Raw genomic sequence first — 24,145 nt, 5'->3', positions numbered from 1 at the left:
GCCGGATCGTATCCGGCGCGGGCAAACTCGCTAGAATGAAGCCTTTCCCGCGCCGAGCGGGTGCCCGACGCGGCCTGCAGGCTACCGTCCGGCGCTCGCCATGCCCCATCGATGACCACCGCCGACTACCGTTTTTGCCCGCGCTGCGCGAGCCCGCTGACCGAGCGGGCCGATCCCGACCACGAAGGCGGCCGCATTCGCCAGGCCTGCCCCGACGATACCTGCGGCTACGTGCACTGGAACAACCCGCTGCCGGTCGTCGCCGCGATCGTCGAACTCGACGGCAAGATCCTGCTCGCGCGCAACGCGGCGTGGCCGGAGGGGATGTTCGCGCTGATTACCGGCTTCCTCGAAAACGGCGAGACGCCCGAGGACGGCATCGCGCGCGAGGTGTTCGAGGAAACCGCGCTGAAGGCCGAGCAGGTATCGCTCGTCGGCGTGTACGAATTCATCCGCAAGAACGAGCTGATCATCGCGTACCACGTGCGGGCGTCGGGCACGGTATCGCTGTCGCCTGAACTGCTCGAATACAAGCTCGTCGATCCGCCGCTGCTGCGCCCGTGGCGCGCCGGCACGGGCGTCGCGCTCGCCGACTGGATGCGCGCGCGCGGCCTCGATTTCGAATTCGTCGACCGGCCGGGGCAGTGACGGGCCGGGCTGCCCGCAGCGCGCCGTTCGCCGTGCCGCGCGCGATCGCGACGCGGCGCTGCGTTGCTGGCCGGCGCGCCGCGTGCTCCGGCCGCCGCGCGTCGTTCCAGTCGTCCCCATCGTCCGCATCGTTCCCTTCGCTTCCATCGTCCTGAGCGCCATCGCCATGTCCGACAAGCCGCAGCCCCGTCCGCGCGACGCCTATCGCCACTTCCTGCCGATCACGACCCGCTGGATGGACAACGACGTCTACGGGCACGTGAACAACGTCGTCTATTACAGCTACTTCGACACCGTCGTGAACGAGTACCTGATCCGCGCGGGCGTACTCGACGTCGAGCACGGGCAGACGATCGGGCTGGTCGTCGAGACGCAGTGCAACTATTTCGCGCCGCTCGTGTTCCCGCAATCGGTCGATGCGGGCCTGCGCGTCGTGAAGCTCGGCACGTCGAGCGTGCGCTACGAAGTCGGGCTGTTCGCGCAAGGCGATGCGTCGCCCGCCGCGCAGGGGCATTTCGTGCACGTGTACGTCGATCGCGGCACGCGCCGCCCGGTGCCGCTGCCCGACGCGCTGCGCGCCGCGCTCGAACCGCTCGCCGCCTGACGACGCGCGGTGCACGCGTTCGCGCTCCAGGCCTTCAACGGCCTCAGCTACGGCTTGCTGCTGTTCATGCTGTCGGCCGGCCTCACGTTGATCTTCAGCGTGCAGGGCGTACTCAACTTCGCGCATGCGAGCTTCTACATGCTCGGTGCGTACGTCGGCTACGGCATCGCGGCCCATGCGGGCTTCTGGCCCGCGCTCGTGCTGGCGCCGCTGGCGGTCGGGCTGCTCGGCGCCGGCTGCGAGCGCGTGCTGCTGCGCCGCGTGCAGGCGCGCGGCCATACGAGCGAACTGCTGCTGACCTTCGGGCTCGCGTACCTGATCGGCGAGGGCGCGAAACTCGCGTGGGGCCTCGCGCCGCTGCCGGCGCCCGTGCCGCCGCTGTTCGACGGCGCGCCGGCGAACGTGTTCGGTCTCGCGCTGCCGCGTTACCGGCTGTTCATGATGGCGATGTCCGCGACGATGCTGATCGCGCTCGGCGTGTTGCTGCGCGCGTCGCGCCTCGGGCTCGTCGTGCGCGCGGCGCTCACGCATCGCGCCGCGGTCGAGGCGCTCGGCTACGACGTGCCGCGCGTGATGACGGCGCTGTTCGGCGCGGGCACCGCGCTCGCGGCGCTGGCCGGCGTGATCGGCGCGCCGCTCGCGGTGATCGAACCGGCGCTGGCCGAGACCGTCGGGTCGGTCGTGTTCGCGATCGTCGTGATCGGCGGGCTCGGCTCGCTCGGCGGCGCGTTCGTCGCGTCGCTCGCGGTCGGCTTCGCGCAGACCTTCGCGGCCGCGAGCGACACGTCGCTGCGCGACCTCGCGCAATGGACGGGCCTCGCGTTGCCCGACAGCGTGGCCGCCGTGTCGATCGCGCAACTGGCGCCGCTCGTGCCGTACCTGCTGCTCGTCGCGGTACTGGTCGCGCGGCCGCGCGGGTTGTTCGGCGAGCGTGCCGATGCGTAGCCGCGCAGTGGCCAGATGCGCGCGCTGGGCGCTGTTCGCCGCCTGCTTCGCGCTGCCCGCGTGGCTGTGGCCGCACGGCGCGGTGCTCGGCTATCTCGCGCAGACGGCCGCGCTCGTCGTGCTCGCGCTGTCGTACAACCTGCAGCTCGGCACGACCGGGCTGCTGTCGTTCGGGCATGCGGCGTTCGCGGGCCTCGGCGCGTTCGCGGCCGCGCACTGGTTCAATCGCGTCGGCGGCCCGCTGCCGCTGTTGCCGCTCGTCGGCGGCGCGGCCGGCGCGGGCTTCGGGTGCGTCGCCGGGCTGCTGGCGACGCGCCGTTCCGGCACCGCGTTCGCGATGATCACGCTCGGGCTCGGCGAATGCGTCGCGGCGGCCGCATGGAGCGTGCCCGCGTGGTTCGGCGGGATCGGCGGCGTGCCGATCGACCGTGCGGGCGGCGCGCCGTGGGGCAACGGGTATTTCGGCGCGCCGGCGCACGCGTATGCGGTGATCGCCGCGTGGTGCGTCGTGTCGGCGTGGGCGATGCATGCGCTCACGCGCACGCCGCTCGCACGGCTCGCGAACGCGGTGCGCGACAACCCGGCGCGCGTCGCGGCGCTCGGTACCGATCCGCGTCGCGTGCGGCTCGCGATGGTTGTCTGCGCATCGTTCTTCGCGGGTATCGCCGGCACGCTGACGCTGATCGACGTCGAGATCGCGACGCCCGACAGCGTGTCGATGGCGCGCTCGGCGACCGTGCTGATCGCCGCGGTGATCGGCGGCACCGGCGCATTCTTCGGGCCGGCGGCCGGCGCGGCCGTGCTGACCGCGCTGAGTATCGGCGTCGCGGGCGTGTCGCGCGCGTGGGCGCTGTATCTCGGCGTGCTGTTCGTCGCGATCGTCGTGGCCGCGCCGGGCGGGATCGCGGGCGTTGCACAGGCGCTCGCGCGGGTGCTGCGGCGCGGCGCGCCGGCAGTCGAGCGGTGGCGCGCGCTGTGCGGCGTCGCCGCGTGCGCGTTCTGGAGCGTCGCGATCGTCTGCGCGGCCGAGCTCGGTTATGCATGGCGCTTCGCGCAGGACGACGGCGCGCGCCTCGCGTTCGGCGCATGGGGCATCGACGCCGATACGCCGATCGGCTGGGCCGTCGTGGTTTCGGCTGCCGGCATCGGCACGCTGCTGTGGAGCTGGCGCGCGCGGCTCGTGCACGGCGCGGCGGTCGCCGCGCGGGAGGACGCGCGATGAACGGCAACGCGATCACGCTTCACGGCGTCGTGCAGCGCTTCGGCGCGCAGACCGTGCTCGACGGTGTCGATCTGAGCATCGCGGCCGGCGAGCGCCACGCGCTGATCGGGCCGAACGGCGCGGGCAAGTCGACGCTGTTCGGCGTGATCGCCGGCGCGACGCGGCCGACGCGCGGGCGCGTCGTGCTGCACGGTGTCGAGCTGCGCGGGCGCGGGCCGGTCGTCGCGAGCCGCCTCGGCATCGGCCGCAGTTTCCAGCAGACGAGCGTATTCGCGCGCCTGAGCGTATTCGACAACCTGCGCTGCGCGGCGCTGCATGCGCCGGCCGAGCGGCGGCGCTGGTGGAACCGGCTGCGCGAATCGGCGTCGGTCGATCTCGCGGCCGCACGCGTGCTGCACGACATCGGCCTCGACGCGCGGCGCGACACGCCGGCCGGCGAACTGAGCTATGCGGAGCAGCGCGCGCTCGATCTCGGAATCGCGCTCGCGAGCGGCGCGCGGACGCTGCTGCTCGACGAGCCGACGGCCGGCATGAGCCGCGCGCAGGCGGCGCGGATGATCGCGTTGATCCGCGCGACGACGCAGGGCCGCACGGTGCTGATGATCGAACACGACATGGACGCGGTGTTCGGTTTCGCCGAGCGCATCACGGTGCTCGTGCGCGGCGCGGTGGTCGCGACCGGCGCGCCCGACGCGATCCGCGCCGATGCGCGCGTGCGTGCCGCGTACCTGGGCGAGGGTGCGACATGAGCGCCGTGCTCGACATTCGCGGGCTGCGCGCGTGGTACGGGATGCAGCCCGTGCTCGACGGCGTCGATCTCGCGCTGGCGCCGGGCGAGACGCTCGCGCTGCTCGGCCGCAACGGCTCGGGTCGCTCGACGCTCGCGAAGGCCGTGATGGGGCTTGTGCGCACGGCCGGCTCGGTGCGCGTCGCCGGTGCCGAATGCGCGGGGGCGCGCACCTTCGAGATCGCGCGGCGCGGCGTGGCTTACGTTGCCGAAAGCCGCGACGTGTTTCCATTGCTGAGCGTGCGCGACAACCTGCGGCTCGGTTTGCGCGGCGCGAGCGGCGCAGCCGAACGCACGGCGCTCGACCGCCTGTTCGAGCGTTTTCCGCTGCTGGCCGCGCGCGCGGACGTGAAAGCCGGGCGGCTGTCGGGCGGCGAGCAGCAGGTGCTCGCGCTGGTGCGCGCGCTTGCCGGCGGCCCGCGCGTGCTGATCGTCGACGAACCGGCCGAAGGGCTCGCGCCGCTCGCGGTCGGCGAGGTCGGCGCGTGCCTCGCCGCGCTGCAGGCCGACGGCGTCGCGATCGTGCTGATCGAGCAGCGGCTGCAGCTCGCACCGCGGCTCGCGCGGCGCGTCGCGGTGATGGGGCGGGGACGGATCGTCTACGACGGCGCGCTCGACGGGCTGGACGACGAGGTCATCCACGCATGGCTGAGCGCGGGCTGACGGCGCCCGGTCGATTGTTCGGCAAACTCCGCCAGTCAATTCGCGTCGAGCCGCTTTATCGCTGCGGTGCGGCAACGTAAATTGCCAATCAGGCCGGTCGCCATCGCAACGCATCGATGCATCGATGCATCGACGCATCGTCGCGGCGACCGGCGCCATCCATCGAAGGTCTTCTGACTGAGGAATGAAATCATGAGCAAGCTGGCAGGCAAGGTCGCGATCGTCACGGGCGCATCGAAGGGCATCGGCGCGGCCATCGCGAAGGCACTGGCCGACGCAGGCGCGGCGGTCGTCGTCAACTACGCGAGCAGCAAGGCGGGCGCGGATGCGGTCGTGAGCGCGATCACCGAAGCGGGCGGCCGCGCGGTCGCCGTCGGCGGCGACGTGTCGAAGGCGGCCGACGTGCAACGCATCGTCGATACCGCGATCGACACGTATGGCCGTCTCGACGTGGTCGTCAACAATTCCGGCGTGTACGAATTCGCGCCGATCGAAGCGATCACCGAAGAACACTATCGCCGGCAGTTCGACACGAACGTGTTCGGCGTACTGCTGACGACGCAGGCGGCCGCCAAGCATCTCGGCGAAGGCGCGAGCATCATCAACATCAGCTCGGTCGTGACCAGCATCACGCCGCCGGCCAGCGCCGTATACAGCGGCACGAAGGGCGCGGTCGACGCGATCACCGGCGTGCTCGCGCTCGAGCTCGCGCCGCGCAAGATCCGCGTGAACGCGATCAACCCGGGGATGGTCGTGACCGAGGGCACGCACAGCGCGGGCATCATCGGCTCCGAGCTTGAAACGCAAGTGCTCGGCCAGACGCCGCTCGGCCGCCTCGGCGAGCCGAACGACATCGCGTCGGTCGCCGTGTTCCTCGCGTCGGACGATGCACGCTGGCTGACCGGCGAGCGCCTCGTCGCGAGCGGCGGGCTGCGCTGACCGGACCGTGCCGCCGCCCGGACCGCGGCGGTAGCGAAATCCCCGCACGCTGCGTCGAGTCTGCTTCGGCAGATCGCGCGGCGTGTCGTCCATTGCGACGCAGCCTTCGCATTCGCTGCACGAACGGCACGTATGCGATCCCGGTAGAGTCCCCCCTCTGATCCCGTGTCGCGGCGCGGCATAAAACCGTCATGCGGCGCGCGCGGTGACGCTGCGCGCTGCGCGCCGCGCCGACCGAAACCATCCTCCCAAATGCTGCGCATATGCCTGTCACGCAAGGCTGACGGGCGCATGCCGCCGTGCGCGATCGGCTCGTCGTATGCCGCTCGCATGCGTGCCGCGCACATTCCCCATTCAAGTTGCGAATGTTTGCATCGCAACAATCCATTTCATTCGCGGCGATTGGAGCGGTATGGTGAACGCACGTTCGATATTCACCGACCGATGCCCATTCATCACGCGAAGACGCCATGAAAACGACTCACGATCGATCCGGCCGCGCGCCACGTGCGACCGCCGGCCGCGCGCCCGAAGGCGGCGGCGACCGACGCGACGCAGGCCTGCGCCTGCCGGCGAAGCTGGTGGGCCCGATCGTGCTCGGCACGCTGCTCAACGCGCTGAATTCGTCGATGATCGCGGTCGCGCTCGTGAGCATCCAGCAGGCGTTCGCGCCGGCCGACGCCGCGCACGCGCGCATCGATACGCTGTGGCTCGTGTCGGGGCTGTATCTGGCGACGGCCGCCGGCCAGCCGACGATGGGGCGCCTCGCCGATCGCTTCGGCGCGAAGCGGATCTTCTGCATCGGCCTTGCGATCGTGCTGTTCGCGTCGTCGCTCGCGCCGTTCGCGCCGACGCTCGGCTGTCTGGTCGCCTCGCGCGTCGCGCTCGGCATCGGCACGTCGGCCGCGTATCCGGCCGGCATGGCGATGATCCGCGCGTGGTCGCAGCGGCATGCGAACGGCGCGACGCCGACGGGCGGGCTCGGCGCGATCTCGATCGCGGCGCAGGTGGCCGTCGCGTTCGGCCCGCCGCTCGGCGGTGCGCTGGTGCAGTTCGCCGGCTGGCGCGCGATCTTCTGGATCAACGTGCCGATCGTGCTGGCCGCCTTCGTGTTCGCCTGGCTGTGGATCCCGGCCGACCCGGCCTATCGCGACGCACAGGCGCGCACCACGCTGCGCGCCACGCTGACGGAACTGGATCTGCCGGGCGTGGCGTTGTTCGTGCTGACGCTCGCGAGCCTGCTGCTGTTCCTGCAATCGGTGTCGCGCGAACCCGATTGGCTGCTGCTGGCCGCGACGCTCGTGCTGGCGCCGCTGTTGATCGGCCGCGAACGCCGGGCCGCGGCGCCGCTGATCGACATCCGGATGCTGGCCGACAACCGTCCGCTGCTCGGCACGTATCTGCGCTGCGTCGGCACCTATGCGGTGTTCTACGCGATCTTCTATGCGCTGCCGATGTGGCTGCAGGAGGCGAGGGGACTGTCGGCCGCCGACGCCGGCCTCGTGATGCTGCCGGTCGCCGGCATCGGCACGGTCACGACGATGCTCGCCACCCGCATCGTGCACCGCCACGGCGCGCGCCCCGTGCTCGTCATCGGTTCCGCGCTGCTCTGCATCGGCAGCGTCGTGATGAGCCAGCTGACGAGCAGCCTGCCGATCGCGGCGATCGTTGTGCTGTCGGTTGTGTTCGGTATTCCTAATGGTTTCAACAATCTCGGCAATCAGGCCACGCTCTACCAGAGCACGCCGCACGGCCGGATCGGTACGGCGTCCGGCCTGTACCGCACCGCGCAGTACGTCGGCGGCAGCCTGTCGTTCGCGCTCGTCGGTCTCGCGCTCGGCCATCCGGCGAGCGACCGCGGCCTGCGCGCGCTTGCCGTCGTCCTGGCGGTGATCAGCGTGCTGCTGTTGCTCAATGCCGTATCGAGCCGGCACCTCGACGCCGCCGTTTCTTCCGTTCCACAACAAAAGTGAGGGTGATACATGTCCATTCCGACGCTCAATCGCACCGCCGCGCTCGTCGCCATCGATCTGCAGAACGGCATCGTCGCGCTGCCGGTCACGCCTTATACCGGCGCGCAGGTCGTCGCGAAGACGGTCGGGCTGGCGGCGGCTTTCCGCGCGCGGGGGCTGCCCGTCATCTACGTGCACACGAGCTACCTGCCGGACGGCGGCGTGGCGCTGAAGGTGAAGACGGATGCGCCGTCGCAGCCGCCGAATCTCGATCCCGAATGGAGCGCGTTCGCGCCGGCGCTCGGCGTGTCGCCGTCCGACATCGTCGTGACGAAGCATCAGTGGGGCGCGTTCACCGGCACCGACCTGGACGTGCAGCTGCGTCGCCGCGGCATCACCGACGTCGTGCTGACCGGCATCGCGACCAACATCGGCGTGGAATCGACCGCGCGCCAGGCATACGAAAACAACTACAACGTCGTGATCGTGAGCGATGCGGTCAGCACGTCGTCGGCCGATGCGCAGACGTTCGCGCTGACCCAGATCTTCCCGAAGCTCGGGCAGGTCGCCGCGGCGGCGGACGTGGAGGCGGCACTCGAGCAGGCGCAGTCGCGCTGAAGCCGGCGATTCGTTCGGCGCGCTTTTTCACATACCAGTCGTTTACCGAGGAATGACGATGATCAAGACCGATGCATGGGTTCTCTACGCGGGCCCGGAACCGACCCGCCAGCAGCCGCCCGTCGCGGGCGAGCTGCGCCGCGAAACCTTCGAATTTTCCCCGCTCGAAGCCGACGAGGTGCTCGTCGAGCCGCTGTACGGATCGTGGGAAGCGAACCTCGACCACGCGCTGTCGCGCAACCCGGTCGACATCTGCCGCCAGCGCCGCGAGGACAAGATCGTGCTGGGCAACGGCGCGCTGGTGCGCGTCGTGGAGCGCGGTCGCGCGGTCCACGCGCTGAAGGACGGCGAGATCTGCATGGTGATGCCGTTCGGCAAGCGCGACGAATACGGATTCGCCGAGCTCGTCTACGCGTACGACGCGCCCGGCACGATCGGCGTGATGGCGCAACGCACCAAGATGCGCGCCGACAACCTGGTGCCGGTGCCGACCGACAGCCGCCACTCGCTGCTGCAATGGGCGACCTACGGCCGCTACTTCACCGCGTGGGACAACTGGAAGGTCGCGTCGACGTGCTGGCGCTCGCAACTGCCGGACGTCGATCCGGCCGACTATCTGGTGTTCGGCTGGGGCGGCGGCACGACGCTGGCCGAGCTGCAGCTCGCGAAGCGCGAAGGCTTTCGCGTCGCGATGACCGCGAGCAACGACCGTCGCCTCGAGGATCTCGCGAAGCTCGGCATCACGCCGGTCGACCGCCGCAAGTTTCCGGATCTCGCGTACGACGAGGCGCGCTACCGGGCCGATCCGGACTACCAGGCACGCTACCGCGAGTCGGAGCGCGTCTTCGCCGAGACGATCGCCGAGCTGAGCGGCGGCCGCGGCGTCGCGATCTTCCTCGACAATCTCGGCGGCGCGCTGTATCGCGCGACGATGCGCGTGACGGGCCGCACCGGCATCGTCGCGACGGTCGGCTGGAAAACCGGGATGCGCCTGTGGAACCTGCGCGCGACGGAATGCATCAACCGCCGCCTGCACATCCACACGCACGCGTGGCGCTACGACGACAGCATCACGATCCGCGACTTCCAGGAGTCGACCGGCTGGATCGGCCAGGAACCGACCGAAATATTCGATTTCGACGACGTGCCGAAGCTTGCGTCCGATTACCTGAACGGAAAGATCGAGACGTATTTCCCGATCTATCGGATCAACGCGGTCTGAGCCGCCGGCCGCGCGCCATGCCTGCATCGTTGCATGATGATTAGTAATGCAAACGATGGCGGTGCATGGCGCGCCGTGCAACCTATCTGGCAGGAGAACGCCATGGCCTCTGTGGAAACCGGGGAGGTCGACGCCGGCACGGCGTCGGACACCTCCAGCCGCGCGCCGCTCGGCGGCATTCGCGTGATCGACGCCGCGACGCTGTTTGCCGGCCCGCTCGCGGCGACGATGCTCGCCGACTACGGCGCCGACGTGATCAAGGTGGAACACCCGACGGGCGATCCGGCGCGCAAGTACGGCGCGCGTCGCGACGACGTGCCGTTGTGGTGGAAGGTGGTCGCGCGCAACAAGCGGGCGGTCACGCTGAATCTCGGCACGGCCGACGGCCAGCGGATCTTTCGCGAGCTGGCCGCGCAGGCCGACGTGGTGGTCGAGAATTTCCGGCCCGGCACGCTGGAGCGCTGGGGGCTCGGCTACGACGTGTTGTCCGCGATCAATCCGCGGCTCGTGCTGGTGCGGGTGACGGGGTTCGGCCAGTTCGGCCCGTATGCGCGCCGCCCCGGTTTCGGCACGCTCGCGGAGGCGATGAGCGGGCTGGCGGCCGCCACCGGCGAGGCGGACGGGCCGCCGCTGCTGCCGTCGTTTCCGCTCGCGGACACGGTGGCGGGGCTCACCGCCGCGTTCGCGATCATGACGGCGCTGAAGGCGCGCGAACGCACCGGACGCGGACAGGTGGTCGATCTCGCGATCATCGAGACGATGCTCGCGGCGATGGGCGCGCAGGTCGCGAGCTACGACCAGACGGGGCGCGTGCCCGAGCGCGCCGGCAACCGCTCGCCGAACAACGCGCCGCGCGGCGTGTATCGCACGTCGGACGGCAAGTGGGTCGCGCTGTCGACGTCGGCGCACAGCATCGCCGAGCGCGTGATGCGGCTCGTCGGCCGCGCGGACCTGATCGACCAGCCGTGGTTCGCGAGCGGCGTCGAGCGCGCGAAGCATGCGGACGAGCTCGACGCGGCGGTCGGCGGCTGGATCGGGCAGCGCACGCGCGACGAGGTGATCGACGCGTTCGAGCGCGCGGAGGCGGCCGTCGCGCCGATCTACGACGTCGCCGACGTGCTGCGCGATCCGCAGTACGCGGCGCTCGGCTCGATCGTATCGGTGCCCGACGCCGAACTGGGCGCATTCCGCACGCACAACGTGCCGTTCCGGCTGTCCGACACCCCCGGCGCGATCCGCTGGGGCGGGCCGTCGCGCGGCGCGCACAACGATGAAGTATTCGGCGCATTGGGCCTGGAATCGCGGGACCTCGCCGACCTGACCGAACGAGGTGTGATTTGAAACCGAGTGCAACCTGCCGCAGTTACCTGTACGTGCCCGCGCACAAGACGCAGGTGGTCGAGAAGGCCTACGCGAGCGAGGCCGACGCGATCGTGCTGGATCTCGAGGACGCCGTGCCGGCGAGCCACAAGGTCGACGCCCGCAAGGCCGCCGCCGACATCCTGGCGGGCGGCCCGCCGAAGCCGACCTACGTACGCGTGAACCCGATCGGGACGCCGTGGTGCCGCGACGACGTCGAGGCGATCGCGTTGCCCGCATTGCAGGCGCTGCGTTTGCCGAAATGCGATTTCCCCGCGCATATCCAGGAAGTCGCGGGCTGGCTCGACGCGCTCGGCAGCGACGCCGGGATCCAGATCCTGATCGAATCCGCCTATGGGGTGGAAACCGCTTATCAGCTCGCGACCGCGTCGCCGCGGCTCGAACGGATCGGGCTCGGCGAAAGCGACCTGCGCGCCGACCTGCGGATCGGCGTCGACAACTTCACGCTCGAAGTGTGCCGCGCGCGCTGCGTGGTGGCGTCGCGCGCGGCGGGGCTGAACGGGCCGATCCAGACGGTCTATCACACGCTCGGCGATCTCGACGGCCTGAAGGAATCGACGTTGCGCGCGAAATCGATGGGATTCGTCGGCCGTTTCGCGATTCATCCGTCGCAACTGCCGGTCATCAACGCGGTGTTCACGCCGTCGGACGAGGAAATCCGCGCGGCCGAGCGCGTGCTGGAGGCGGTCGATGCGGCGGACGATCAATCGTCGGTGTTCGTGCTGCCCGATGGCCGCGTGGTGGCGCCGCCGCTGATCGCGAACGCGCGCGTGACGCTGGCGCTGGCGACCCACCTGCGGCGCGATGGAGTCGCGGCATGAGCGCGCCCGATACGCTTTCCGCACCGGCCGTCGCCGCCAGGCCCACGAATCCGGACGGCATCGTCGGCGTGCTCGGCCGCTTCGCGTCGGCGGTGCGCGTCGACGGGCTCGATCGCACGCTGCGCGTGGAGGCCGCCGCCCGCGTGCTCGACCTCGTCGGCAACAGCCTGATCGCGCACGACGAACCCGTCGCGCAGTCCGTGCTGCAGGTCGCGCGGCGCTGGGGCGGGCACGGCCGCGCGAGCGTGATCGGCGCGGCCGACCGGCTGCCGGCCGCGAGCGCCGCGCTCGTCAACGGCACGCTCGCGCATGCGATGGATTTCGACGACTCGCACATGCTGTCGGTGCTGCATCCGAGCGCGTCGGTGATTCCGGCCGCGCTCGCCGCCGCGCAGGCGAGCGGTGCATCGGGCGCAGCGCTGCTCGATGCGATCACGGTCGGCACCGAGATCTGCATCCGGCTCGGCGTGGCGGCCTACAACGAGCGGCTCGGCAATTCGGTGTTCTTCGAGCGCGGCCAGCACGCGACGTCGATCTGCGGGACAGTGGGCGCGGCCGCGGCCGCGGCGATGCTGCTCGGGCTCGACGCCGCGCGGATCGCCGCGGCGCTCGGGATTGCCGCGAGCATGGGCGCGGGCCTGCTCGAGGCGAACCGCACCGGCGGCTCCGTGAAGCGGATTCACTGCGGCTGGGCCGCGCATGCGGGCGTGAGCGCGGCGGAACTGGCGGATGCGGGCGTGACCGCGCCGCCGACCGCGCTCGAAGGCCGCTTCGGCTTCTTTCACGCATGGTGCGGCGAGCTGGCCGACGTCGACGCGGTGCTGCGCGGCCTCGGTGACGACTGGGAGACGAGCCGGATCATCTTCAAGCCGTATCCGTGCAACCACTTCACGCATCCGGGCATCGACGCGGCGCTGCAACTGAAGGCGCAGGGCGTGACGGCCGACGACGTGGTGTCGGCCGAACTGCGGGTCGCGACGTCGACGCTGCGCACGATCGGCGAGCCTGCCGAATTGAAGGCCAGCCCGCCGAACGGTTACGCGGCCGCGTTCTCGGGGCCGTACACGATCGCGGCCGCGCTGCTCGGCGGGGGCGGGCTCGGCGTCTGGTTCGACGATTTCGACGATGCGCTCGTGCGGGACCCCGCGCGCCGCGCGCTGGCCGCGAAGGTGCGCTGCGTCGCCGATCCGTGGTGCGACGCGCGGTTCCCGCACAGCCTGCCTGCCGTGCTGCGCGTGACGCTGCGCGACGGGCAGACGCGCGAGGCGCGCGTCGAGTCGAGCAAGGGCACCCGTTCGCGGCCGCTGACCGAACAGGAACTCGTCGCGAAGTTCGTGCTCGCCGCGAGTTCGACGATCGGCACGCCGCGTGCGCTCGAGCTGCGCGACGCGGTGCAGGCGCTCGTCGACGACACGCCGCTGGATGCGCTGGCGGCGTTGACGTCCGACGTGCATCCGAACCGGAAAGGAGGAGAGCCATCTTGAACGCACCACGCTGGAAGAAGCGGCCGCCGGGCTCGAACTGGGGCGATTTCGGCCCGGACGATCAGCAGGGACGGTTGAACTGGCTGACGCCGGACAAGGTGCGGCAGGGCGTCGCCGAGGTGCGCGAAGGCCTGTCGTTCTCGCTGAGCCTGCCGCTCGACGTGCCGCGCGGCGGCGGGCTGAACGCGCGCCGTCGGCCGCCCGCGATCATGCCGGCGCTGCTCGGCGGCAAGCCGTACTTCGGTTATCGCGCCGACGAACAGGTGGCGAACGCCACGGACGTCGTCTGCGACGATTCGTTCTGCATGCATTCGCAGTTCTCGACGCAATGGGACGGTCTCGCGCACGTCGGCGGCGTATTCGACGCGGACGACGACGGCGTACCCGAAATCGTGTTCTACAACGGCTTCCGGATGGGCGAGCATCTGCGGGTGCCGCAGGAGGGCGACGCCACCGGCGGCGCGCGCGCGCTCGGCATCGAGGTGATGGCGCGCACCGGCGTGCAGGGGCGCGGCGTGCTGATCGACCTGCGGCATCACTTCGGCGACGCCCGCACGAAAGTGGGCTACGCGCAACTGATGCGCGTGATGGAAGCGGACGACGTGCACGTCGAGCAGGGCGACATCGTCTGCATTCACACCGGTTTCGCCGATCTGCTGCTGAACGACGAGCACGGTTCGCCCGCGACCGTCGCGAGCGCGTGCGTGCTGGACAGCAGCGACGCCCGGCTGCTGCAGTGGATCGACGAGTCGCGGCTCGCGGCGCTCGTGGCCGACAACCACGCGATCGAGGAGCGGCCGCAGCATGCGCAGCCGCTCGCGCGGCCGGGGGCGCTGATGCCGCTGCACGAGCTGTGCCTGTTCAAGCTCGGCATCCACCTCGGTGAGCTGTGGCACCTGACGCCGCTCGCGAACTGGCTGCGCGCGCATCGGCGAAACCGGTTCCTGCTGACCGCGCCGCCGTTGCATATCCGGGGGCTGGTCGGTGCGCCGGTGAACCCGGTCGCGACCATTTGACGCGCAGGCCGCGGGCGCCGGCGCGCGCCCGGCCGGGGGGAACCGTTTCCATGCGTCGATCCGGGATCGTCGATTGAGCCGATTATCGAAAAAATGACTGAAAATTGGGTCGTTCAGATCGAAAATAGAATCAATGGCGCGGGGTATATAAAAAATATTGAAACGTCAAGATTGGACTATTCTCATTTATTGCACTAAATATCAGGGGATTTCCCCATTGCGATAATCGCGAACCGGGGATGGCGATTAACCCGTTTAGTGGATGGTCACAATCATGAATCTACGTTCGATCGACTTGAACCTGCTGGTCATACTGGATGCGCTGCTGACGGAGAAACAGGTGACGCGGGCCGGGCTGAAGGTCGGTCTGACCCAACCGGCCGTCAGCAATGCGCTGTCGCGCCTGCGGTATCTGTTCAAGGACGAGATCCTCGCGCGCAGCACGATCGGGATGGAATTGACGCCGCGCGCGCAGGCGTTGATCGCGCCGGTGCGGCAAATCATGCAACAAATCGAAGAATTATTTGAATCGGATTATCAATTCAACCCTTTTACGTCGGAGCGTCATTTTACGATCCGGATGTCGGATCTCACCGAACTGCTTTTGCTGCCCGCCTTGCTGCGGCGCATGCGCACGACGGCGCCGAATATCAGCCTCGATGTCGTGCACCCGAGCGCGGCGAAGACGGCCGAAGCGCTCGAAGCCGGGCGGCTCGACATGGCGATCAGCGCGGGCCTCGAGCATTCCGGCTCGCTGTCGTCGGAAACCGTGTTTCACGACCGGATGGTGTGCGTGCTGAGCCGCAACCATCCCGATGCGGACAAGCCGCTGACGCTCGAACGGTTCCTCGCGCTCGACTTCCTCAACGTGTCGATCAACCCGGTCGACCACAGCCTGATCGACAACCTGCTCGCGAACATGGGCTGTACGCGCCGCATCGTGCTCAACGTGCCGCACTGGCTCGTCGTGCCGAACATGCTCGATGCGCTGCCGTACGCCGTGATCATGTCGGAGCGGCACGCGCTGAGCCTCGGCGATCCGCGTCTCGTGATCCGCGAACTGCCGCTCGCGATGGAACCCGTCACGTGGTCGCTGTACTGGCATCGCCGGTACGACGGCAGCAACGCGCACGGCTGGATGCGCCGCGCGATCCTCGCGGCCGCGGAATCCGTCGTGGACGACGTCACGGTGGACGCGTGCAGCGTGGGCTGAGCGCGATGTCGTGCGCCGCGGGCCGCTCGCGGTCAGCCGACGACGAGCAGCGGCGGCAGCGTCGCGACGTCGGGCTGCTCGTCGAGTCGCCACAGATAATCGAGTGCGGCCCGCATTCGCGCCGCGCTTCCGTGCCGCTGGCAATTCTTCGTGAACTTCGCTTCGTAGTCGGCGCGCTGCATCGGTTGCGTCGGTGAGCCCGGCAGATCGTCCACCTGCTTCGTATAGGTCGCGCCGTCGTCGCACACGGCCGTCACGCGATTCGGCGCATGCGCGGGATAGCGGGCCGTCAGCGCCGGGTCCGCGTCGACCGTGATTTTGCCGATCAGCGCGTGCAAGGCCGGGTCGCGCAACGCCGGGCCCGTATAGCTGCGGGTTGTGATGTCGCCGTCGAGCATCGCCCGCGCGACGATGTAGGGCAGGCTGTGGTCGGCGGTCTCGTGGGTCGACGGGGCCCATTTCTCCGGATCGCGGCCGGCCGTCACGTAGCCGACTTCGGTCGTGCGGACCTCGATGCGCCGAATGCGCCGCAGGTCGCCGACCTGCGCGGCGACCGCGAGCGCGGCCGGAATCGCCGTTTGCGTGAGCCCTTGCGCCGGATAGAACTTCACGAAGCAACGGCCGATCCGGAACGCGCCGCCGCGCCCGCCGAACGTGGCGATGTCGAGCGCGAACGGTCCGGACACCTGCGCGAAGAACCCGGCCGCTCCCTCGAATATCGGCGCGGGGCCGGTGAGGCCGGCGCCGGCGAGTTCGGTCGAAAACACCGCGTTGCGCGCCGCGTCGGCGTCGGCGAGCGCCTTCCAGTTGGACAACTGCTGCACCCGCGTCTGGTTCAGCGCGAGATGGCTGTTGATCGACAGGTTGACCGCCTGCATGAGTTGCGGCGCGTGCAGGCCCATCAGCTTGCCCGCCGCGAGCGCGACGGCCGGCAGACTGTAGCAGGTGTGATCCCAGCCGCGCGGGCTGACCGCGGCGGCGTCCATCAGCCGGCATGCGATCTCGTACGCGATCGCGATCGACAGGATCAGGTCGCGGCCGCTCGCGTGCCGCGCCTCGGCGACCGCGAGACACGCGGCGACGTTGTCGCTCGGATGGCCGGTTTCCTTGCCGGCATACGCATCGTTGAAATCGAAGTAGCGTAGCGCCGTGCCGGTCGCGAACGCGGCGAGATCGGCGCGCGTGCGGCGGTTCGTGCCGATCACGGTCGAGACGCCGCCGGGCGACGCGAGCGCCGCGTCGCGCGCGATCCGTACCGGCGCCTCATCGTGCGCGGCGATCGCGCAGCCCAGCGCGTCGATCAGATGCGCCTTGATCGTTTCGACGGTCGCCTCGTCGAGGTCGCGATACTGCAGCCCGGCTGCGTAGTCGGCGAGTTGCCGGGCGAGTTCCGGCTCGCCGGCGTTCTGCCTGTCGGCGGTCGCGGCGGCGCGGGCGCGAGCGAACGGCAGCGCGACGGCGGCGCCGGTCAGCGCGGAAAGAAAGTGGCGGCGATTCATGGTTCGGTCTCCGAATGTTTAAGGGGCGGGAAGGGGCGACGCTGTCAGAACGCCTTGCGCAGGCCGAGCGCGACGCCCGCGCTGCCGGAGCGGCCGGCCGCGAGCGAGTAGTGCAGAAAGTTGTAGTTGTCGTTGTCGAAATCGAGCGCGGCACGGTGCGCGTAGCCGGCCGCCAGGTACAGCGTCACCGTCTTCGACACGAAGTAGTTCAACTGCAGCGTGACCTGCTGCGGACTGACGGGCTGCGATGCCGGCGTTTGCGCATTCGCCGGATTCCGCGCGCGGATGTGTTCGTAATAGACGGCGCCGATCGCTTGCAGAAAATCGGTGATGCCATAGCGGACGCCGGCCCACCAGAACGTGAAGTTCGTCACGACCGACGGCGCGGCGATGTCGCTGTGCGCGTGCTCGACGCCGGCCAGCAGTTGCGCGCGCCCGAGCGGCACGAGCGCGGAAGCGGCGTAGCGGCGGAAGTGCGCGAAGCCGCCGGGCCGCGGCGTGTGGACGTCGTCGAACGCCGCGGCGAACGAGAACGCGCTGCCCGCGTAGTCGAAGCCCGCGCCGTACGCGGCGTTCGACTGGAACGCGCCCGCCGTGCCGCCGAACGCGTAGTGGGTTTCGAGCGTCAGCGCGCCGAGCTTCGCCAGATACTTGACGACGTTGTTCTCGCGATAGTTGATGCCGACGATCGCGCCGTCCGGCTCGTACAGCGTCGAATAGGCGCCCGTCGGCGAATAGCGCTCCATGATGTCGAACAGCGTCGTGTACTGACGGCCGAGCCGCAGCGCGCCCCAGCGCTCGTGTTGCAGCGCGACCCACGCGGAGCGGTCGAAGCCGCCCGAGCCGGCGCCGTTGGCGAGGTTGATGCTGCTTTCGACGCGAAACGCCGCCTGCCAGCCACCGCCGAGATCCTCGACGCCCTTCAGGCCCCAGCGCGATCCGCTCTTGCCGCCCGACGCCATCCGCGCGAGCGACGCGGACGACTTGCCGTCGGGCCCGGCCTGGTTGGTGAGAAATTCGGTGTAGACGTCGGCGACGCCGTACAGCGTGAGGCTGGTCTGCGCGCAGGCGCCGGCCGATACGAGGCCCAGTCCGCACAATGCGGACATTCGCTTGCCCATGGGGCTGTCTCCTTGTTTTGGGGTTGTTGTTCGTCATGGGCGCCGCGCGGGTCGGCTCGCGCGGCGCGGCGTCGCTATCCGGGGCGGAAGGCGAACGGCGCGTGCCGTGCCGGGCCGCTCGCGTGCGTTGCGCGGCGCACGCGGGCGATGCCTGGCGGCTGGGTCACGCGGTCGGGCGTGCGCATCGTCGGTCAGCGTGCGCGGGCCCGCACGGCCGCGTCGCGCGCGAGTACGCGCGTGGCCTGTGCGACGCCCGCCGCGTCGACCATCCGGCCGTCGATGCGCAGCGCGCCGCGGCCGTTGGCGCGCGCGTCGTCGTACGCGGCGAGCACGGCGCGCGCGTCGCGCACCGCGTCGTCGTCCGGCCGGAACGCGCGGTTCAGCGCATCGACCTGCAGCGGATGAATGCAGGTCGCGCCCGCATAGCCGAATGCCGCGGACGCACGCGCGATGCGCTCGAACGCATCGAGGTCGCGCAGTTCGTCGAGGCCGTCGAGCAGGCCGAGCGGCAAAATGCCGGCCGCGCGCGCGGCGATGATCAGCAACTGCTTCGGCACGCGCAGCACGTCGGCGCCGGTGCCGCTTTCGCAGTTCAGCGCGAAGTCGGCGCCGCCGAGCATCATCGCGACGACGCGCGGCGACGCGCGCGCGATCCGCTCCATCGCCTGGAACGCACGCGGCGTCTCGATGATCGCGACGACGCGCGTGCCGCCGGGCGCGGCGCCGGCTTCATCCTCGAGCGTGGCCAGCAGTTCGTCGATCGCCTCGACGTGCGAGCCGCCGCGAACCTTCGGCAGCACGACGCCGTGCACGCCCGCCTGCACGGCCGCACGCAGGTCGGGCACCAGCAGGTCGAGCGGGCCGTTGGCGCGGACCAGCACGTCGTGGCCGGCGGCCCGCAGCCTCGGCACGGCGTCGGCGAGGCCGTCCCGCGCGTCGCGCTTGCACGCGAACGGGACGCTGTCTTCCAGGTCTAGGATCAGCGCATCGGCCGCGCTGGTCGCGGCCTTCTCGACGAAACGGGGGACGTGGGCAGGCACGTAGAGCAGCGAGCGCCAGACCGGTTGGGAGGTGGGATTCATCGTTGTTCTATAAAAATGAAAGTCACTTTTATTTTTGTGATCGATGGGGCCATTCGTCAAGATTATCGTTAACGCCTATATTTATGAGGAGTTGAAAGAAGTTGAACGAAGGAAGCGCTGCGGATTCATGTTGATGTCACGGCCATCCTGCGTATAATGAAAGTGACTTTCAATTTGTGTGAGCCCGGGCGCGCCGTTCGCGCCGCCCGGCACAGCGCGAGGCGGACATGAGCAAGGTGGAGACGACTAATCAGGCGGAAGGCGGCGTGGCCGCGGTCAATCGTGCGTTGACCGCGCTGCTGGCCTTCTCCGGCGCGCCCGGCGGGCTGATGCTCGCGCAGGTCAGCGACGCGACGGGGCTCAACATGAGCACGCTGCTGCGGATGTTCGAGTCCCTCGAACAATTCCGCTTCATCAAGCGCCTGCCCGACGGGCGCTACGTGTTGGGGCCGGCCGTGTTCCAGCTCGGCGTGATGTATCGCGAGTCGTTCCAGTTGCGCGAATACGTGATGCCGATCCTGTCGACGCTGTCGGCGCAGACCGGCGAGACCGCCGCGTTCTACGTGCGCGAAGGCGACCAGCGTGTCTGCCTGTTCCGCATCCAGGCGCAGCGCGCGGTGAGCACGCATCTGCGCGAAGGCGACCGCTTCGCGCTCGACGTCGGCGCGGCGGGGCGCGTGCTGCTCGCGTTTTCCGGCACGCGCGGCGGCGAGTACGAGAAGACGGCCGAGCAGGGCTATGCGGTGTCGATCGCCGAGCGCGATCCGGAGAGCGCGGCGATCGCGTGCCCGGCGTTCGGTGTCGGCCGCGTGCTGAGCGGCGCGATTTCGCTCGGCGTGCCGCGCTATCGCTTCAACAAGAAAGTGCTGGCCGATTACCTGCCGCATGTGCAGGCCGCCGCCGCGGAATTGACGCGTGCGCTCGGCGGCGATCTGCCCGCGACGGGTGCGGCGTTTCCCGCGACCGACCGGCTCGGCGTATTGCTCGAGTAGCGCCGGCGCGCGACGCGCGCATGCCTGACTGACCGACAACTACCAGGAGACATCATGTCCGTACCCGACCCGCAGGCCGCTCGCGCGGCCGGCGCGCATCGTCGCGCGTCCACCGGCCCGATCCATCCGAAATCGTTCGATGCCAACGCCACCGGGCCGCTGTCCGGCGTGCGCGTGGTCGATCTGTCGCGCCTGATGGCCGGCAACATGCTGAGCGTGCAGTTGGCCGACTTCGGCGCGGACGTCGTGAAGGTCGAAAGCGAGCGCGGCGATACGTTGCGCGCGGTCGGCGCCGGCGGCATCAGCACGAACTGGAAGGTGTACGGGCGCAACAAGCGCAGCGTGTGCGTCGATCTGCGCACGCCGGAGGGCGTCGACATCGTGCGCCGGCTGGTGCGCGACGCGGACGTGTTCGTCGAAAGCTTCAAGCCGGGCGTCGCGGAGCGGATGGGGCTCGGCCCCGACGACCTGCTCGCGATCCGCCCGGAACTCGTGATCGCGCGGATCTCCGGCTGGGGACAGACCGGGCCGTATCGCCACAAGCCGGGCTTCGGCACGCTCGCCGAAGGCTATGCGGGTTTCGCGGCGATCAACGGGTTCGCCGATCGCGAGCCGGTGCTGCCGCCGATGTTTCTCGCCGACATGACGGCCGGGATGTCCGGCGCGCTCGCCGTGCTGGTCGCGCTGCATGCGCGCGGCGCGCAGCGGGCGGCCGGGCAGGTGATCGACGTGTCGCTGTTCGAGCCGCTGCTGTCGATCCTCGGGCCGGCCGCGGCGAACTACGTGATGACCGGCGAGATCAAGCCGCGCACCGGCAGCCGCTCGACGAACACCGCGCCGCGCAACGCGTATCGCACGCGCGACGGCAAGTGGCTGTGCCTGTCGAGTTCGACGCAGGCGATGGCCGAGCGGCTGTTCCGCGCGATCGGGCGCGCCGATCTGATCGACGATCCGCGCTATGCGACCAACGTACTGCGCGTGCGGCACGCGCAAGCGCTCGATGCGATCGTCGGCGAATTCATCGCCGCGCGCGATCTCGACGCCAATCTCGCGTTCTTCGAGGAGGCGGGCGTGACGGTCGGGCCGATCCAGGACATCGCGCAGATCGTCGCCGATCGCTACGTGATCGAGCGCGAGGCGCTGGTCGAGCTGCCCGACGACGACGTCGGCAGCCTGCCGATGCACAACGTCACGCCGCGCCTGTCGGGTACGCCCGGCGCCTTCCGCCGGCCCGCGCCCGCGCTCGGCGAACACAACCGCGAAATCCTGCAGCCGCTGCTCGGCGAGCACGAATACGCACGGCTCGCCGCGCTGGGCGTGATCCGCTCGCAGTAAGCGGGCCGCGCACCGGCAGAGACCGGATGCACCGCATAGTGGAGGAGGCATCATGAATCCGCGTTGGACCCACCGACCGCCCGGTTCGAACTGGGGCGATTTCGGCCCGGACGACCAGAAGGGGCGCCTGAACTGGCTGACGCCGGACGCCGTGCTGCGCGGCGTCGCGGAAGTGCGCGAAGGCCGCGTGTTCTCGCTGAGCCTGCCGCTCGACGTGCCGCGCGGCGGCGGACTGAACGCGAGACGGCGCCCGCCGGCGATCATGCCGGCGCTGCTGGGCGACAAGCCGTACTTCGGCTACCGCGCCGACGAACAGGTTGCGAACGCAACGGATGTCGTCTGCGACGACGCGTTCTGCCTGCATTCGCAGTTCTCGACGCAATGGGATGCGCTGTCGCACGTCGGCTCGCTGTTCGATCCGGCCGGCGACGGCGAAAAGACCCGCGTGTTCTACAACGGCTACCGGATGGACGAGCATATCCGCGTGCCGGAAGCGGGCGCCGCGCAAGGCGGCGCGCACGCGCTCGGCATCGAGGTGATGGCGCGCACCGGCGTGCAGGGGCGCGGCGTGATGGTCGACCTGCGCCGCCACTTCGGCGACGCGCGGCGCAAGATCGGTTTCGACGACTGGATGGCGGTGCTGCGCGCGGACGGCGTGAGCGTCGAGCGCGGCGATATCGTCTGCTTGCACACGGGTTTCGCGGACCTTCTGCTCGCCGCCGACGCGCGCGGCGAGACCGGTGCGCCGCCAGCATGCTGCGTGCTGGACGGCGCCGACGAACGTCTGCTGAACTGGATCGACGCGTCGGGGCTCGCCGCGCTCGCGGCCGACAACCACGCGGTCGAGGAGCGCCCGCGCGACGCGCCGCCGCGCGCGCGGCCCGGCGCGCTGATGCCGCTGCACGAGCTGTGCCTGTTCAAGCTCGGCATCCATCTCGGCGAGCTGTGGCACCTGACGCCGCTGGCGGACTGGCTGCACGAACACCGTCGCAACCGCTTCCTGCTGACCGCGCCGCCGCTGCATCTGCGCGGGCTCGTCGGCTCGCCGGTCAATCCGGTCGCCACCGTGTGATTGCCTGCCGCGCGGCCCGCGCCGCGCGTTGATCGACGTCCCGCGCGGCGCGCGGGCGGACTACCGAGGACACGCCATGTCTGACTCTGTTGCGGCATCGCTCGCCGCGCGCATCGACCGCCTGCCCGCCACGGCGAGCATCTGGAAGCTCGTGCTGTTCCTGAGCGTGGGCGGCTTCTTCGAGGTCTACGACCTGTTCCAGATGACCTATCTGCCGCCCGGGCTGATTCGCGACGGCATCTTTCACACCGGCGCGCGCGGCGTGCTCGGCATGTCCGACCAGGGCGCGCTCGGCGCGGCGACGTTCATCGGGCTGTTCGTCGGCGAGATGTTCGTGTCGCGCCTGGCGGACCGCTACGGGCGTCGCGCGCTGTTTACCGGCGCGCTGCTGCTCTATACCGTTGCGAGCCTGGCGATGTGCGTGCAGTGGAGCGCGATCGGCGTGCTCGCGTGCCGCTTCGTCGCGGGCTGCGGCGTCGGCGCGGAGCTGATCACGATCGGCGCGTTCCTGACCGAGCTGGTGCCGAAGGCGGTGCGTGGCCGTGCATTTGCCGTCTGCTTCGCCGTCGGGTATCTGGCCATGCCGGTGCTCGCGTTCGTATCGTGGCTCTGGGTCCCGCGCGATCCGCTCGGCTGGTCGGGATGGCGCTGGGTCGTGCTGCTCGGCGGAAGTGGCGCGGTGGTCGTCTGGTGGCTGCAGGCGCGCCTGCCGGAGTCGCCGCGCTGGCTCGTCGGCGTGGGCCGGGAAGCCGAGGCCGAACGCATCGTGGCGCGACTCGAACGGATCGTCGCGCGCGAATCGGGGCGGCCGCTGCCGGCGGTCCGGCCGCCGGCCGCCGACGTGCAGCCGGCGCCACGCGCGCCGTCGATGTGGGATGCGCGGCACCGCGGCCGCACCGCGATGCTGATCGCGTTCAACGGCTTCCTGAGCATCGGCTTCTTCGGTTTCAGCCAATGGCTGCCGACGCTGCTCGCCGCGCAGGGCGCGACCGTCGCGAAAAGCCTCGGCTATGCATTCGTGATCGCGTTCGCGTATCCGGTGTCGCCGCTCGTCGCAGGCCTGCTCGCCGACCGGATCGAGCGCAAGTGGTTGATCGTCGCGTCGGCGTTCGGCGTCGCGCTGTTCGGCAGTGCGTTCGCGACGTCGGCGCAGGCGCCGTTCGTGATCGCGTTCGGCCTGCTCGTCACGCTGTCGAGCACGGTGCTCGCGAGCAACGGCACCGCGTACCAGTCGGAACTGTTTCCGACCGCGATCCGCGGGCGCGCGCTCGGCTTCGTGCATTCGATCGGCCGCCTGACCGGCGCGGCCAGCAGTTTCATCGTCGCGTTGCTGCTCGAGCGCGCGGGGGTGTCCGCGGTGTTCGCGCTGATCGGCGGCAGCATGCTGATCGTGATGCTGTCGATCGGCGCGTTCGGGCCGCGCACCAACAACCGGTCGCTCGACGATATCCCGGACGAGCAAGCTGACTCGGCCGTGGCGAACCGGCCGGCCGGCACGCTCGACGCGCTGCCGACGCGCCGTTCGTGACG

The 24,145-nt window shown here is 70.1% G+C and carries 22 protein-coding genes; 19 read left to right on the top strand and 3 right to left on the bottom strand.

The window, feature by feature from the left end; all coding sequences use genetic code 11:
* The first annotated feature begins 111 nt into the window (after positions 1–111).
* The 15 genes from C5F75_RS11920 to C5F75_RS11850 all read left to right on the top strand — a co-directional run bounded on the left by C5F75_RS11920 (position 112) and on the right by C5F75_RS11850 (position 15,514).
* Positions 112–648 (top strand): NUDIX domain-containing protein, encoded by a 537-nt coding sequence (locus C5F75_RS11920; protein ID WP_059575932.1) that lies wholly within the window; start codon positions 112–114, stop codon positions 646–648.
* A gap of 166 nt (positions 649–814) precedes the next feature.
* Positions 815–1,252, top strand: coding sequence for an acyl-CoA thioesterase (locus C5F75_RS11915; protein ID WP_027787751.1), 438 nt, complete (start codon positions 815–817; stop codon positions 1,250–1,252).
* Positions 1,253–1,261: 9 nt separating this feature from the next.
* Positions 1,262–2,197, top strand: a complete 936-nt coding sequence (locus C5F75_RS11910) for a branched-chain amino acid ABC transporter permease (protein ID WP_059575930.1) — start codon at positions 1,262–1,264, stop codon at positions 2,195–2,197.
* Complete coding sequence (locus tag C5F75_RS11905; RefSeq protein WP_059575928.1) at positions 2,190–3,419, top strand: branched-chain amino acid ABC transporter permease; 1,230 nt, start codon at positions 2,190–2,192, stop codon at positions 3,417–3,419. Before C5F75_RS11910 ends, C5F75_RS11905 begins: the two co-directional genes overlap by 8 nt.
* Positions 3,416–4,168, top strand: coding sequence for an ABC transporter ATP-binding protein (locus C5F75_RS11900; protein WP_059575976.1), 753 nt, complete (start codon positions 3,416–3,418; stop codon positions 4,166–4,168). Before C5F75_RS11905 ends, C5F75_RS11900 begins: the two co-directional genes overlap by 4 nt.
* Positions 4,165–4,869 (top strand): ABC transporter ATP-binding protein, encoded by a 705-nt coding sequence (locus C5F75_RS11895; RefSeq protein ID WP_059575926.1) that lies wholly within the window; start codon positions 4,165–4,167, stop codon positions 4,867–4,869. The genes C5F75_RS11900 and C5F75_RS11895 overlap by 4 nt, the downstream gene beginning before the upstream one ends.
* A gap of 192 nt (positions 4,870–5,061) precedes the next feature.
* Positions 5,062–5,808, top strand: coding sequence for a glucose 1-dehydrogenase (locus C5F75_RS11890; RefSeq protein ID WP_059575924.1), 747 nt, complete (start codon positions 5,062–5,064; stop codon positions 5,806–5,808).
* Positions 5,809–6,278: 470 nt separating this feature from the next.
* Positions 6,279–7,781: an MFS transporter gene (locus tag C5F75_RS11885; RefSeq protein WP_104012273.1), complete on the top strand. Its 1,503-nt coding sequence runs from the start codon at positions 6,279–6,281 to the stop codon at positions 7,779–7,781.
* A 9-nt stretch (positions 7,782–7,790) separates the two neighbouring features.
* Entirely contained in the window at positions 7,791–8,378 is a 588-nt protein-coding gene (locus C5F75_RS11880) for a hydrolase (RefSeq protein WP_059575920.1), read from the top strand.
* A gap of 58 nt (positions 8,379–8,436) precedes the next feature.
* Positions 8,437–9,600 carry a zinc-binding dehydrogenase gene (locus C5F75_RS11875; protein WP_059575974.1) on the top strand — a complete coding sequence of 388 codons (1,164 nt, stop codon included), beginning with the start codon at positions 8,437–8,439 and terminating at the stop codon, positions 9,598–9,600.
* A 102-nt stretch (positions 9,601–9,702) separates the two neighbouring features.
* A complete protein-coding gene (locus C5F75_RS11870; RefSeq protein WP_059575918.1) occupies positions 9,703–10,941 on the top strand; it encodes a CaiB/BaiF CoA transferase family protein in 1,239 nt (412 codons plus the stop codon).
* A complete protein-coding gene (locus tag C5F75_RS11865; RefSeq protein WP_059575917.1) occupies positions 10,938–11,801 on the top strand; it encodes an HpcH/HpaI aldolase/citrate lyase family protein in 864 nt (287 codons plus the stop codon). The genes C5F75_RS11870 and C5F75_RS11865 overlap by 4 nt, the downstream gene beginning before the upstream one ends.
* Positions 11,798–13,285, top strand: a complete 1,488-nt coding sequence (locus C5F75_RS11860; protein ID WP_059575915.1) for an MmgE/PrpD family protein — start codon at positions 11,798–11,800, stop codon at positions 13,283–13,285. The genes C5F75_RS11865 and C5F75_RS11860 overlap by 4 nt, the downstream gene beginning before the upstream one ends.
* Positions 13,282–14,301, top strand: a complete 1,020-nt coding sequence (locus tag C5F75_RS11855) for a cyclase family protein (RefSeq protein ID WP_059575913.1) — start codon at positions 13,282–13,284, stop codon at positions 14,299–14,301. The genes C5F75_RS11860 and C5F75_RS11855 overlap by 4 nt, the downstream gene beginning before the upstream one ends.
* Before the next feature lie 274 nt (positions 14,302–14,575).
* The gene (locus C5F75_RS11850) at positions 14,576–15,514 is read left to right on the top strand and encodes a LysR family transcriptional regulator (protein WP_059575972.1); all 939 of its coding nucleotides are present in this window, start codon (positions 14,576–14,578) and stop codon (positions 15,512–15,514) included.
* Positions 15,515–15,546: 32 nt separating this feature from the next.
* On the opposite strand, the gene C5F75_RS11845 is transcribed toward C5F75_RS11850, so the two are convergent.
* The 3 genes from C5F75_RS11845 to C5F75_RS11835 form a co-directional block, all read right to left on the bottom strand.
* The gene (locus C5F75_RS11845; protein ID WP_059575911.1) at positions 15,547–17,013 is read right to left on the bottom strand and encodes an MmgE/PrpD family protein; all 1,467 of its coding nucleotides are present in this window, start codon (positions 17,011–17,013) and stop codon (positions 15,547–15,549) included.
* A gap of 44 nt (positions 17,014–17,057) precedes the next feature.
* Positions 17,058–18,134 carry a porin gene (locus C5F75_RS11840; RefSeq protein ID WP_059575908.1) on the bottom strand — a complete coding sequence of 359 codons (1,077 nt, stop codon included), beginning with the start codon at positions 18,132–18,134 and terminating at the stop codon, positions 17,058–17,060.
* A 191-nt stretch (positions 18,135–18,325) separates the two neighbouring features.
* The gene (locus tag C5F75_RS11835) at positions 18,326–19,216 is read right to left on the bottom strand and encodes an HpcH/HpaI aldolase/citrate lyase family protein (RefSeq protein WP_059575905.1); all 891 of its coding nucleotides are present in this window, start codon (positions 19,214–19,216) and stop codon (positions 18,326–18,328) included.
* Between the two features lie 227 nt (positions 19,217–19,443).
* Between C5F75_RS11835 and C5F75_RS11830 the strand changes: the two genes are divergently transcribed.
* From C5F75_RS11830 to C5F75_RS11815, 4 genes are all read left to right on the top strand, one after another.
* A complete protein-coding gene (locus tag C5F75_RS11830) occupies positions 19,444–20,208 on the top strand; it encodes an IclR family transcriptional regulator (protein WP_059575903.1) in 765 nt (254 codons plus the stop codon).
* Positions 20,209–20,262: 54 nt separating this feature from the next.
* Positions 20,263–21,543, top strand: coding sequence for a CaiB/BaiF CoA transferase family protein (locus tag C5F75_RS11825; RefSeq protein WP_059575901.1), 1,281 nt, complete (start codon positions 20,263–20,265; stop codon positions 21,541–21,543).
* Positions 21,544–21,595: 52 nt separating this feature from the next.
* A complete protein-coding gene (locus C5F75_RS11820) occupies positions 21,596–22,615 on the top strand; it encodes a cyclase family protein (RefSeq protein ID WP_059575899.1) in 1,020 nt (339 codons plus the stop codon).
* Between the two features lie 76 nt (positions 22,616–22,691).
* Positions 22,692–24,143, top strand: a complete 1,452-nt coding sequence (locus C5F75_RS11815; RefSeq protein ID WP_081066612.1) for an MFS transporter — start codon at positions 22,692–22,694, stop codon at positions 24,141–24,143.
* Positions 24,144–24,145 lie beyond the last annotated feature (2 nt).

Origin of the sequence: Burkholderia anthinoferrum, assembly GCF_002925705.1 — a bacterium.
Classification (GTDB): Bacteria; Pseudomonadota; Gammaproteobacteria; order Burkholderiales; family Burkholderiaceae; genus Burkholderia; species Burkholderia semiarida.
Note: the sequence above shows the minus strand (reverse complement) of the source record. Positions and strands in the feature narration are given on the sequence as shown.

Excerpts from the sequence above, each read along its gene's own strand:
- C5F75_RS11870 (WP_059575918.1), top strand. The coding sequence starts at position 9,703 with ATGGCCTCTGTGGAAACCGGGGAGGTCGACGCCGGCACGGCGTCGGAC.
- C5F75_RS11835 (WP_059575905.1), bottom strand. The coding sequence starts at position 19,216 with ATGAATCCCACCTCCCAACCGGTCTGGCGCTCGCTGCTCTACGTGCCT.
- C5F75_RS11895 (WP_059575926.1), top strand. The coding sequence starts at position 4,165 with ATGAGCGCCGTGCTCGACATTCGCGGGCTGCGCGCGTGGTACGGGATG.
- C5F75_RS11840 (WP_059575908.1), bottom strand. The coding sequence starts at position 18,134 with ATGGGCAAGCGAATGTCCGCATTGTGCGGACTGGGCCTCGTATCGGCC.
- C5F75_RS11920 (WP_059575932.1), top strand. The coding sequence starts at position 112 with ATGACCACCGCCGACTACCGTTTTTGCCCGCGCTGCGCGAGCCCGCTG.
- C5F75_RS11890 (WP_059575924.1), top strand. The coding sequence starts at position 5,062 with ATGAGCAAGCTGGCAGGCAAGGTCGCGATCGTCACGGGCGCATCGAAG.
- C5F75_RS11845 (WP_059575911.1), bottom strand. The coding sequence starts at position 17,013 with ATGAATCGCCGCCACTTTCTTTCCGCGCTGACCGGCGCCGCCGTCGCG.
- C5F75_RS11915 (WP_027787751.1), top strand. The coding sequence starts at position 815 with ATGTCCGACAAGCCGCAGCCCCGTCCGCGCGACGCCTATCGCCACTTC.
- C5F75_RS11830 (WP_059575903.1), top strand. The coding sequence starts at position 19,444 with ATGAGCAAGGTGGAGACGACTAATCAGGCGGAAGGCGGCGTGGCCGCG.
- C5F75_RS11880 (WP_059575920.1), top strand. The coding sequence starts at position 7,791 with ATGTCCATTCCGACGCTCAATCGCACCGCCGCGCTCGTCGCCATCGAT.
- C5F75_RS11850 (WP_059575972.1), top strand. The coding sequence starts at position 14,576 with ATGAATCTACGTTCGATCGACTTGAACCTGCTGGTCATACTGGATGCG.
- C5F75_RS11905 (WP_059575928.1), top strand. The coding sequence starts at position 2,190 with ATGCGTAGCCGCGCAGTGGCCAGATGCGCGCGCTGGGCGCTGTTCGCC.
- C5F75_RS11815 (WP_081066612.1), top strand. The coding sequence starts at position 22,692 with ATGTCTGACTCTGTTGCGGCATCGCTCGCCGCGCGCATCGACCGCCTG.
- C5F75_RS11885 (WP_104012273.1), top strand. The coding sequence starts at position 6,279 with ATGAAAACGACTCACGATCGATCCGGCCGCGCGCCACGTGCGACCGCC.
- C5F75_RS11820 (WP_059575899.1), top strand. The coding sequence starts at position 21,596 with ATGAATCCGCGTTGGACCCACCGACCGCCCGGTTCGAACTGGGGCGAT.
- C5F75_RS11900 (WP_059575976.1), top strand. The coding sequence starts at position 3,416 with ATGAACGGCAACGCGATCACGCTTCACGGCGTCGTGCAGCGCTTCGGC.
- C5F75_RS11860 (WP_059575915.1), top strand. The coding sequence starts at position 11,798 with ATGAGCGCGCCCGATACGCTTTCCGCACCGGCCGTCGCCGCCAGGCCC.
- C5F75_RS11825 (WP_059575901.1), top strand. The coding sequence starts at position 20,263 with ATGTCCGTACCCGACCCGCAGGCCGCTCGCGCGGCCGGCGCGCATCGT.
- C5F75_RS11875 (WP_059575974.1), top strand. The coding sequence starts at position 8,437 with ATGATCAAGACCGATGCATGGGTTCTCTACGCGGGCCCGGAACCGACC.